We start from the raw sequence: 10453 nt of genomic DNA, 5'->3' as shown, positions 1-10453 counted from the left end.
AGGTGATGCATCTGCTCGGCATCATTCTGGGATTGGGCGCCGCGACGGTCCTCGATCTCGTGATCGTCAAATTCCTCGTCTCCGGAAAGATCAAGGCTGAACAGGTTGCGATGGTCAAATTCATGACCGGTATCGTATCGGCTGGCCTCGCGGTGCTCTGGGTTTCCGGAATTCTGTACCTGGCGCATTACGCGATGTTTGACCCGGTMAAGCTCGGGAACCAGAAGGTCTGGGCCAAGATCGCGATCGTCGGCGTTCTCACGATCAACGGCTACTTCATCCACAAAACGGTACTGCCGTTGATGGAAAAGCAGATAGGACGGTCGCTCTTTGCAGGCCTGTCGCGCAAGCAGATTACGATGATGATGGTCTTCGGCACGGTCTCGGCGACATCCTGGTATGTGCCGCTGATCCTGGGCGCCATGCCGCATTTCAACTTCATCGTGCCCGCTCCGCGGCTGCTCGTGGCCTATGCGCTGATCCTGCTCATCGCCATCGCTGCGACCCATGGCATGGTTGACACCATCCGGCGCCGCGGTCGCCTGGAGCCCCAACTGCAGCCCGCATTCTGACGCCAGCATGACGGCCTGCGCGCATGATCGGTGCGCAGGCCACAGTCGAAGGGCGGTTGCCTGGTCGCGAATGACCAAGCAACCGCCCTTCTGCGTTCGACGGGGCTGTGTCACCAATGGCGCCGATGCCGTTGCCACGGATCGGGCTGGATGCGATTGCAGCTTGAGCGGAGAGCAGGGGCTCAACCGTCGCATTCGCGTTGAAACCGGACGGTATCCCGCTACGGTGAACCTCCATGGGAAACGCCAGCCGGGAGCAGAGCCAGGATATGGCCGCCACCGAATTGAACGCGTCGGATTTCGACGCCAAGGACGCGCGCATCACGCTGTTTCGGGGGCTGCTTCAGGCGGTTGCGCGGCGTGGCAAGGGCCGCGTCGCGCTCGAGGATCCGGAGCGTCAGCCGGTGACCTTCGGCCGGCTCGTTCTGGGAGCGCTGGTTCTGGGGCGAAAGCTCGCTTCAGGCACGGAGTTGGGGGAACGCGTCGGACTGATGCTGCCCAATGTCCAGGGCATGGCGGTGACGCTGTTCGGGCTTTCGGCCTTTGGCCGCGTGCCGGCACTGCTGAACTTCACGGCAGGGGTGAAGAACCTGCGGGCGGCGGCCGAACTGGCCGGCTTGAAGACGATCGTCACCTCGCGTCGCTTCGTCAACCAGGCCAAGCTCGACGATGAGATCGCGGCACTCGGCGAGGGCAGGCGGGTCGTCTATCTTGAGGATATCCGCCGGGATTTGACCAGTTTCGACAAGATGCTTGCCGCGATGCAGAGCCTGGCACCGGCATTTGCCCTGCGGGCCTATGAAGGGCGGCCGGATGATCCAGCTGTGGTGCTGTTCACCTCCGGCACCGAGGGCAAGCCGAAGGGCGTGGTGCTGAGTCACGCCAACCTCGTCTCGAATACCCGCCAGATCTTTGCGCTTGCGGCCGGCTTCCTCTCCGAGCGCGATATTGTCATGAACGCGTTGCCCGCCTTCCATTCCTTCGGCCTGACCGCAGGGCTGCTGATGCCGCTGCTCCACGGCATGAAGGTCGTGCTCTATCCGAGCCCGCTCCATTACAAGCAGGTGCCGAAACTGATCGGCGAGATGGGCTGCACCTTCCTGTTCTCGACCGACACATTCCTCCAGGGCTATGCGCGCGCTGCCGATCCCGACGATCTGAAGAGCGTGCGCTATGTCGTGGCCGGAGCCGAGCGCGTGAAGCCGGAGACACGCGCGATGTGGCAGCCCTACGGCACCACGATCCTCGAAGGCTACGGCTGCACCGAATGCTCGCCGGTGCTCGCCTGCAACACTCCCGTCGCGACCCGCGAGGGCAGCGTCGGAAAACTCCTGCCCGGTATCGAGGCGCGGCTCGATCCGGTCGAGGGCATTCATGAAGGTGGGCGGCTGAATGTCCGCGGCCCGAATGTGATGCTGGGCTATCTCAGCGCGGACGAGCCCGGGCGTATCGTGCCGCCCGAAGGCGGTTGGCACGATACCGGCGATATCGTGGTGATCGAGGACGGCTTCGTCAGCATCCGCGGCAGGGCCAAGCGATTCGCCAAGCTCGGCGGCGAGATGGTCTCGCTGGCTGCGGTGGAAACAATGGTGGCGGCCCTCTGGCCTGGGTTCAATCATGTCGTTGTCGCGCTACCGGATGCGCGCAAGGGCGAGCAACTCGTGCTGGTCACCGAAAAGCCTGATGCCGACAAGGCTGCGTTGCAGGTAGCGGCGAAGCAGCAGGGCTTTCCCGAACTGTGGACGCCGCGCGCCATTTTGGTCGCGCGCGCGATTCCGGTGCTGGGCAACGGCAAGATCGACTATGGTGCGACGCGCGAGCTTGCGTCGACGATGCGGGCGCTGCTGTGACGCCATAATTCTACGGTTATTGCCCGAGTCATGATCATGACGGCCGCCTCTTCCCTCGCCGCAATAATGCGCGTCGCAGCGCTCCTGCCGGCTCTTTCCTTCGCGGGCCCCGCCGATCTCGCGGCGCAGGCGCCGAGCCAGACCTACGAGCGGCGCGACGAATGCATCGAGGCGGGACGGCTCACTGCTGCGCAATGTGATTTCGCCTATCGCAATGCCCGGGCCGAATTCGAGGAGAAGGCGCCACGCTATGCGTCGCGCGCCCTGTGCGAGCGCAGCCACAAGCGCTGTGGTGCGCAGGTTTCCTCGACGGGTGGCTGGGACTCCTTTGGCCGTGGGGGCGCGACTTATGTGCCGCGCTTCACCGGTGTCCGCGTCACGGGAGAGGGAACCGCGAGCCGCGCCCTGCCCGTGGTCGAGGGCGCGACGAAGATCGCCTTCGCCGGCCGCTCGATCACGACACTCGAGGACAAGATTGGTGGGCGGCGCGGCGTCATCGGCCAGGCCAGCTCGATTGGGAGAGGCGGGCGCGGCCACGATCCGCAGGAGAGCGGCCCCTATGTAAAGCGCGGCGATCGCGACGACACCGTGCGCGTGCCGATGGAGCAGAAGCGCATCGGCTCCGATGTTGCGCCGGGGCTCTATGTCGATCCCGATGGAGTCGAGTGGTACAAGCCCGCTCGCCGTCATTGAGGCGCTTGCGCCCGCCGTCTGCTGTCGCTAGGGCTGCGTCCACGCGGACGTGGCGAAACTGGTAGACGCACGAGACTTAAAATCTTGCGCCCTAAAGGCTTGCGGGTTCGAGTCCCGCCGTCCGCACCAAGCTTGCCTTGCGATTGCGCGGATCAGCCGCGCGGCCCGTGCCGAAACACCAGGCTCAGATTGTTCGCCGGCATCTCGGTTACGTCCGGCTCACCAAACCCTGCCTGTTTCGCCAGTGCAACGACGTTGCCGAGTTCGCGCAAGCCCCATTCCGCGTTGCGGGCGCGCAGGCTTTCATCGAAGGCGAGGTTGCTCGGTTCGAGGGTGCGGCCAGGCCGGCGATAGGGCCCGTAGAGATAGAGTGGAGCGCCTTCCGGCAGCAGCTTGCCGGCCTGCATCATCAGCCCACGCGTCGCGGCCCAGGGCGAGATATGGATCATGTTGATGCAGATGATGGCATCGGCGGCGGAGACCGGCCATTCGGCCGCTGCGGCATCGAGCTGAACGGGCGGACGAATATTGGCGAGCCGGCTTTCCCTGATCCAGGCCGCAGTACTGATGAGCGCATCCTGATCAGGGTCCGAGGGCTGGAAGGTCAGTGCGGGCAGGGCGGCGGCGAAATGGCTGACATGCTCGCCCGAGCCGCTGGCGATCTCCAGGACCAGGCCGGTGGCTGGAAGGGTCGAGCGCAGGATAGCGAGGATCGGCTCACGATTGCGCAGTGTCGCGGGGGCGAAGAGACGTGGATCAGTCATGGCTCGAGGCGTGCTCCGGAAGTATCGACGCTGTCATCGAAGGCCAGGTAGAGCATTCATCTCACCTGTCCCCCTTACAGTTAAGGCACGGAGCTTCTTCGCGCCCGCCAAAATTTCGCTATCACAAACTTCAAGCTTACCCATCGCCAAGTCGTCGCGATGCGCTATAAGAAGCCCGAAAGCAGGTCGATATTGAGCGCGGCCCTGCATGCTGCGGGCGGGTTTTGTTAACCGAGATCCTGATTGTCGTCGCGTTGACCGTCATTAACGGTCTTCTCGCCATGTCCGAACTCGCAGTGGTCTCCTCCCGTCCGGCGCGGCTCAAGGTTCTCAGCGATCAAGGCAGCAAGGGTGCAGCGACGGCGATACGCCTCGCGGAGCATCCCGGCCGGTTCCTTTCGACGGTGCAGATCGGCATCACGCTGGTCGGTGTCCTGTCCGGTGCCTTCTCCGGTGCGACGCTGGGTGCGCGTCTGTCGGAATGGTTGATAGGGCAAGGGTTCTCCAATCGTGTCGCCGATGGTCTTGGCGTCGGGACGGTCGTCGTTGCCATTACCTATCTCTCGCTGATCGTCGGCGAACTGGTGCCGAAGCAGATCGCGTTGCGCGACCCCGAGCGGGTGGCGGCGCGCGTTGCGCCGATGATGTCCCTGCTGTCGCGCATCGGTGCGCCGTTGGTTTTCCTGCTCGACCTCTCCGGCAAGACCGTGCTGGCGCTGCTCGGCCAGAAGGGCGAGTCGGAAGAAAGGGTGACCGAGGAAGAGGTCCGCACCATCATTGCCGAGGCCGAAACAGCCGGCGTGCTGGAGCGCGACGAACGCGAGATGATCTCGGGTGTGATGCGCCTTGCCGATCGCTCCGCCCGTGCGCTGATGACGCCGCGCCGCGAGGTCGAGGTCATCGATCTCTCCGATACAGCTGAGGAGATCCGCGCGCAGGTTCGTGCCTCCAAACGCTCCCGGCTCCCGGTTCAGGACGGCGAGTCGGACGCGATCGTCGGCGTCATTGTGGTCAAGGATATGGTCGATTTCCTGTCCGCCGGCAGCACCGAGGATCTGCGCGCCCTGGTGCAGGAAGCACCCGTGGTGATGGACACCGCCAACGCCCTGCTGGTGCTGCGGGAGATCAAGTCCTCGCGCGTCCACATGGCGCTGGTCTTCGACGAGTACGGCCATTTCGAAGGCATCATCACACCCGGCGACGTGCTGGAGGCGATCACCGGCGTCTTCCAGGAGGAGGACGAGGACGAGCCGCCGATCGTCACGCGTGCCGACGGCTCCTATCTCGTTGCAGGCTGGATGCAGGTGGACGAGTTCTCGCACGAACTCGGCATCCACATTCCGCGCGATGCCGATTTCCAGACGGTCGCCGGCTTCATCCTGGCCGAACTCAACCATCTGCCCAATGTCGGAGAGTTCTTCGAGAAGGGGCATTGGCGCTTCGAGGTGGTCGATCTCGACGGGCGCCGCATCGACAAGGTGCTGGTGAGCCGGCTGGATTGAGCACGCCCTTTGCCCTTGCACCGGCATGTCCGGTGCAAGGGCAGCCAGCTCGAAATCGCAATTGATCCTGCCGGAGTAGCCGTGGTCTGATCCCGGCCTAGGGGTTTTTCGCGACGACCCCGTGAGGCGTCAGCCCAAGGATCGCGTCTGTTTTCCTCATTCGGGGATGGACGCTCGCGTCTTCCAGCACACAGATCGCCACATCCCCCTTGTACCGGCTCATCGGTCTGCCCGATGCCCAGGCGATCGTCTGCGTGACGCGCTCACGTCCCAAAGGCCGACCGCATCGCGTGCCCCCCGGGCTGATTCGTCGCTTCGTCGCTCCGAAAGCGGTGATCCTGTTCGTGGCCCCTTCGGGGCGTGGCGGTGGCCGATCGCTTCCAGGCCGTTCCCTTCGATATCGACGGCGTATTCTGGAGTGATCGCGGCGAGCGTTGCAGCTTTGACATCATGCTGGAGGAGTTTGGCCTCGCCTCGGCGGTGCTGGGTCGTCTCGCCACGATCGTGCGCGCCGCCGATACGGCGCGGCTCGACCTGGTGCCGGAATCCGCCGGTTTCCTGGCTGCCTCGCTGGGGCTATCGCGCATGTTCAATGACGATCTGGCACAACGCGATGCCGGTATGCTGCTCTATCACGCCTTTCTATCGCTGGTGCCGGGATGCAACCGAAGAAACCCATAACTGGCCGTCCCCGACGAGTAGGACCTGAGCGGCGGCCATGACGATCGCAGCGACGGACAAGGCGGCGCCAGCAGTGGCGGGCATGCCGACGCTCGGTGAAGCAACGAGGGTGTGGGCCTGGCCGCGATGATTGCAATGCTGCGCTTCAAGGTCGGGATGATCCCGACGCTTGCCGCCTGCGCGGCTGCGGGCCTCCTGCTGTAGAGGCTATCCTTCTGGGGGGCCAGAGCATCGCGCCGAAGAGTGGAAACCACGTTTCGGAGACATCCGATGCTACGCAAAGCGATCGTTCGCCGCCATGCATCCGGTCGGACGCATGGCGATCGTGTCAGCGCCGCGGCTGCTCGCCAGGCTCGATGATGCGGTACTCGGCATCGATGACCTCGACGCGCGCAGCACCCGGACGGACCGGAGCGAACGGATCGCGCTGGTCGAACCCGGCAGCCTTCAGCTTGCTCTTCAGGCGCCAGGCCGCGATCGCGCCGGCAGCAAGCACGACGGGAATGAGGATCAGGGCGAGGCTCGCTGCGAGGAGGAACAGCGTCACGCCAAGAACGAGGCTTGCTGCCACGGTCAGCCAGGAGGCCCAGCGCGGCATGCGAGTCCTCTGGCCGGCGAGCTGCTCGTAGAGATTGACGCGGATCATGTGGTCTCCATCCGATGGTTCCACATGAGAGATAGGAAGTGAATGCGGCGAAGGCGAGATGCCCTAGGCTTGCAATCGCCAATCGTAGAGCCAATCGAGACGATGGCGCATGCCATCGGGCCCAAGACGGCGCATTGCGAAGTTGCGCGCGATAGTCCAGGGCCATTCCAAATGATAGGCCCGACCGTTGCTGCGGCTCGTGGCCTGGACGCGCCGGGCACGGTCCTGCCGGGCTGTCGCATAGGCCGCGAGCGCCGCCGGTAGCGCTGCGGCGCCGCCCTGCTGGAGATGAACCGTCAGTTCCTGCGTCAGGACGCCGGCATCCTCGATCGCCAGCGCGGCACCCTGCGCCATGAAGGGCAGGACCGGATGGGCGGCATCGCCGAGCAAGGCGATGCGCCCCTGTGCCATCGCTGCGGGCGGCCGGTCGAAGAGCGACCAGACCAGCCAGCGGGGCGCCGCTGTCGCAAGCTTGTGCAGCACGGGCTCGGCCTTGGTGAGATGAGCGGCGAGTTGCCCGGGCTCACCGTCGCGGGACCAACCCTCACGGGCCTCCTTCGCTTCGCGAATGACGACGAGATTGGTCTCGCGACCACCGGAGACAGGGTAATGCACGGCATGGCGGCCCGGGCCGAGATGCAGGGTCACGACGCCGGGCGCGGCGCGGCCGCCGGCGTTGGGTACCAGGGTCCGCCAGGCCTCATAGCCGGTGAAGACCGGCGGAGCGTTATCACCGATGAGTTCGCGGCTGCGCGACCAGAGCCCGTCGGCGCCGACCAGCGCCAGTGCCGAAATGGTCTCCAACTGGCCGGCTTCGGTCGCGAGCGTCGCGGTGATGCCGTCCGCGTTCTGGGCGATGTCGCGCAGGCCGCGGCCGACGATGAGCCGGATGCCGCGCAGGGAACGGGCGGCGTCGAGCAGCAGAGTGTGCAGGTCGGTTCGGCGTATGGTGCGGAAGGGTGTTCCGGAGCCGGCGGCGGTCATCGGCATTTCTGCCAGCGGAGAGCCATCCTGCCAGCGTCGCACAACGAGGCGTTCGGCAACCACAGAGGCGCGCTTGACGGCGAGGCCGAGATCGAGAGCTTCGAGAACATGCCCGGCATTTGGCGAAAGCTGGATGCCGGCACCGGTTTCCCCGAAGCCGGTGCGCTTTTCCGCGACCGTCACGGAGAAGCCGCGCCGCGCGAGTGCAATGGCGGCTGTAAGTCCGCCGATGCCGGAGCCGGCGATCAGGATATGGGGAGCGGACACGGCTGTCTTCGGCAATCGGATGCGCCAGAAACCGGAACGACCGGTCGCGATCGGAAGCGGCGGGCGCCTTGAACGCCGGCGCCCGTCACGCTGCCTTGGCTGCCTCGTGATGGGCGCATTCCGGCGGCGTGCAGGCGCCTGCCGACAGCGAGGGCTCGTATTTGAACAAGGTCGAGCAATAAGGGCAGATGATCTCGCCGTCTGAGCCCATGTCGAGGAAAACATGCGGGTGATCGAAGGGCGGCTTGGCCCCGATGCACATGAATTCCTTCGCGCCGACATGAATGACGGCAACGCCGGGCTGGTTATGGAAATGCGGGATGCCCGTATCGGCCATGGATCATGCTCTTGCGTTGATTTGCCCCACCTCTAACCCGTCACGCCGGCCCGCGCCAGTGTGCGCAAGCGCCTCAGGGCGCCCGGAAGCAGGCACCTGCAATCGATCCGGTGCGCGCGCTTTCCTCCCGGGTGAGCGTGTTTGACAGGACTTTTTGCCAGAGTCCGTCGCGCTTGAGGCCATCGATCGCGCAATTGCAGGCCTTCTCGCACACTTGCAGCGAGGTTTCGGCGCTGACACAGCTGCGCAGGCAGGAGATCAGAAACGGGCGCGCTTCCTGCTCGGGGCCGACGGCCAGCCGCATGACGATGAGCAGCACTCCGATGAAGATCGGCTGGTGCAGCAGGTAGACGCTGAGGCTGTGCCGCCCGCCCCAGGCGATGACGCGGGCCGGCAGCGAGCGCGCCTGCCAGTGGCTCCAGCTTCCCTGCCTGGCGAGCGCCATCTTTCCGAGAGCCATGCCTGCCAGCACGCATCCGAACCAGGGCACGATCGGTACGAAATCGGCGGTTGCCCCGGAGACATGAGCGAAGCCGAGCCAGAGCAGCCAGGGTTGATCGAGCATTTGCGGCGCAGGAAGCAGTGGCAGCGCGAATAACAGGGCGCTGAACAGGAGCAGGACAGCGGCCGGCAGTCGCAGGAAGGGCAGGGCGAGCACGCTGGAGAGCGCGATATTGTGGAGGATGCCGAAGTAGATGAAGCTCTCCGGCATGGCGAACCAGGTCGCGATCGTGACCAGCGCCGCGGCGCCTACGACCATGGCCAGCCGGCGGAAATAGGCGGACAGGTTCACGCCCCTGCGCGTCGCCAGCACCAGGCTGAAGCCGACGATGGTCAGGAAGGACCCTGCGATCAGGCGCGCGAAGGCGCTCCAGCCGGGATGGGCGGGGACATCGGTTGCAATCAGGTCAAAATGGGAAAGATCATAGGCGAAGTGGTAGACGAACATCGCCAGCAGAGCGAGGCCGCGGGCAAGATCGACAAGGTCGATCCGGCGGCGTGGAAGCGACGATGTCGGGGCCGTCTCAGCGTGGCTCATATCAGCCTTCATAGGCAAGCGGCGGAAACACAGCTACACAAAGTCGCTCCTGCATGGCAGGTGAAGACCCCCCGCAGCTTCCGCGACGTGCCATGCAGAAATTCTCCTCGGACGGCGTCAATCTCGCCTTCATCGACCTCGCCCCGACCAATGACGCGCCGCGCGGCGAGAGCATCATCCTGGTCCATGGCTTTGCCTCCAGCCACATGGTCAACTGGGTCAATACGCAGTGGACGAAGACATTGACCCATGCGGGTTACCGTGTCGTTGCGCTCGACAATCGCGGCCACGGCCAGAGCGACAAACCGCATGAGCCGGAGGCCTATTCCTCGCACATCATGGCGGAGGATGTGCGCCGCCTGATGGATCACCTCGAGATCGCGCGGGCGGACGTGATGGGTTATTCGATGGGCGCGCGCATCTCGGCCCATCTCGCGCTTGCCCATCCGCAGCGCCTGCGTTCGCTGCTGCTCGGCGGGCTCGGCATTCATCTTGTCGAGGGCGTCGGCCTGCCGCTCGGCATTGCGGATGCGATGGAGGCTCCCTCGCTCGATGTCCTGAGCGACCCGATGCAGCGGATGTTCCGTGCCTTTGCGGACGCCAACAAGAGCGATCTCAAGGCACTCGCAGCCTGCATTCGCGGGTMGCGGCAGACGCTCACGCCAGACGAGGTCGGCCGCATCGCGATGCCGACCCTGGTCAGCGTCGGAACCAAGGACGATGTCGCGGGCTCCGGGCAGGAACTCGCGGCTCTCATTCCGAATGCGGAGGCTTTCGCGATCGAGGGGCGCGATCACAACCTCGCAGTTGGGGACAAGACCCACAAGCAGGCCGTGCTCGATTTCCTCAGATGGCTCTGAGCCGACGATTTCATCGCCCCGCGATGACATGCCGGCGGATGCAACGGTTTGGGGCGGATATCCCAGGTTTGATGCCGGTTTCCCTGCGGTCCAGGCAGGGCAAGGCAGCGTTCTTGTTTGGCATTGCAGCATGGCGCCGTGCTAGAGTGCGGTTCTGAAACACACCGTATTCCGGAGAACGATCATGCCGTCAGGGCGCTCCGTCGTAGAATCGCGCCACCCGGTCACCGGGCTCGACAGGGTCGATCCGGTTTGGAC

At 64.8% G+C, this 10453-nt stretch carries 10 protein-coding genes, 1 tRNA gene and 1 pseudogene; 7 read left to right on the top strand and 5 right to left on the bottom strand.

The window, feature by feature from the left end:
* The 4 genes from AC1DJT_RS29095 to AC1DJT_RS29080 form a co-directional block, all read left to right on the top strand.
* Nucleotides 1-572: hypothetical protein (locus tag AC1DJT_RS29095; protein ID WP_476835406.1), on the top strand; the 572-nt coding region annotated here is incomplete at its 5' end.
* A 236-nt stretch (nucleotides 573-808) separates the two neighbouring features.
* Nucleotides 809-2422, top strand: a complete 1614-nt coding sequence (locus AC1DJT_RS29090) for an AMP-binding protein (RefSeq protein WP_441506169.1) — start codon at nucleotides 809-811, stop codon at nucleotides 2420-2422.
* A 36-nt stretch (nucleotides 2423-2458) separates the two neighbouring features.
* Nucleotides 2459-3115 carry a DUF1190 domain-containing protein gene (locus AC1DJT_RS29085; RefSeq protein ID WP_441506168.1) on the top strand — a complete coding sequence of 219 codons (657 nt, stop codon included), beginning with the start codon at nucleotides 2459-2461 and terminating at the stop codon, nucleotides 3113-3115.
* A gap of 43 nt (nucleotides 3116-3158) precedes the next feature.
* A tRNA-Leu gene (locus tag AC1DJT_RS29080) sits at nucleotides 3159-3244 on the top strand.
* A 23-nt stretch (nucleotides 3245-3267) separates the two neighbouring features.
* Here AC1DJT_RS29080 and AC1DJT_RS29075 read toward each other — a convergent pair.
* The gene (locus tag AC1DJT_RS29075) at nucleotides 3268-3879 is read right to left on the bottom strand and encodes a DUF938 domain-containing protein (RefSeq protein WP_441506167.1); all 612 of its coding nucleotides are present in this window, start codon (nucleotides 3877-3879) and stop codon (nucleotides 3268-3270) included.
* A gap of 239 nt (nucleotides 3880-4118) precedes the next feature.
* Between AC1DJT_RS29075 and AC1DJT_RS29070 the strand changes: the two genes are divergently transcribed.
* Both AC1DJT_RS29070 and AC1DJT_RS29065 read left to right on the top strand, forming a co-directional pair.
* On the top strand, nucleotides 4119-5381 hold the full coding sequence (locus tag AC1DJT_RS29070) for a hemolysin family protein (RefSeq protein ID WP_441491564.1): 1263 nt from the start codon (nucleotides 4119-4121) through the stop codon (nucleotides 5379-5381).
* A gap of 270 nt (nucleotides 5382-5651) precedes the next feature.
* Nucleotides 5652-6090 (top strand): annotated as a pseudogene (locus tag AC1DJT_RS29065) (chromate resistance protein ChrB domain-containing protein); the annotation flags it as partial.
* 300 nt (nucleotides 6091-6390) lie between these two features.
* Here AC1DJT_RS29065 and AC1DJT_RS29060 read toward each other — a convergent pair.
* From AC1DJT_RS29060 to AC1DJT_RS29045, 4 genes are all read right to left on the bottom strand, one after another.
* Nucleotides 6391-6708: a hypothetical protein gene (locus tag AC1DJT_RS29060; protein ID WP_441506166.1), complete on the bottom strand. Its 318-nt coding sequence runs from the start codon at nucleotides 6706-6708 to the stop codon at nucleotides 6391-6393.
* A 63-nt stretch (nucleotides 6709-6771) separates the two neighbouring features.
* Nucleotides 6772-7959: an FAD-dependent monooxygenase gene (locus AC1DJT_RS29055; RefSeq protein ID WP_476775906.1), complete on the bottom strand. Its 1188-nt coding sequence runs from the start codon at nucleotides 7957-7959 to the stop codon at nucleotides 6772-6774.
* Nucleotides 7960-8044: 85 nt separating this feature from the next.
* Complete coding sequence (locus AC1DJT_RS29050) at nucleotides 8045-8296, bottom strand: zinc-finger domain-containing protein (protein WP_069880056.1); 252 nt, start codon at nucleotides 8294-8296, stop codon at nucleotides 8045-8047.
* A 73-nt stretch (nucleotides 8297-8369) separates the two neighbouring features.
* Nucleotides 8370-9335, bottom strand: a complete 966-nt coding sequence (locus AC1DJT_RS29045; RefSeq protein ID WP_441506164.1) for a heparan-alpha-glucosaminide N-acetyltransferase — start codon at nucleotides 9333-9335, stop codon at nucleotides 8370-8372.
* A 92-nt stretch (nucleotides 9336-9427) separates the two neighbouring features.
* On the opposite strand from AC1DJT_RS29045, the gene AC1DJT_RS29040 reads away from it, so the two are divergent.
* A complete protein-coding gene (locus AC1DJT_RS29040; protein WP_476835405.1) occupies nucleotides 9428-10195 on the top strand; it encodes an alpha/beta fold hydrolase in 768 nt (255 codons plus the stop codon).
* Nucleotides 10196-10453 lie beyond the last annotated feature (258 nt).

This window comes from Allobosea sp. 05T422_2, from assembly GCF_056396265.1.
This window is presented reverse-complemented; position numbering and strand designations above follow the sequence as displayed.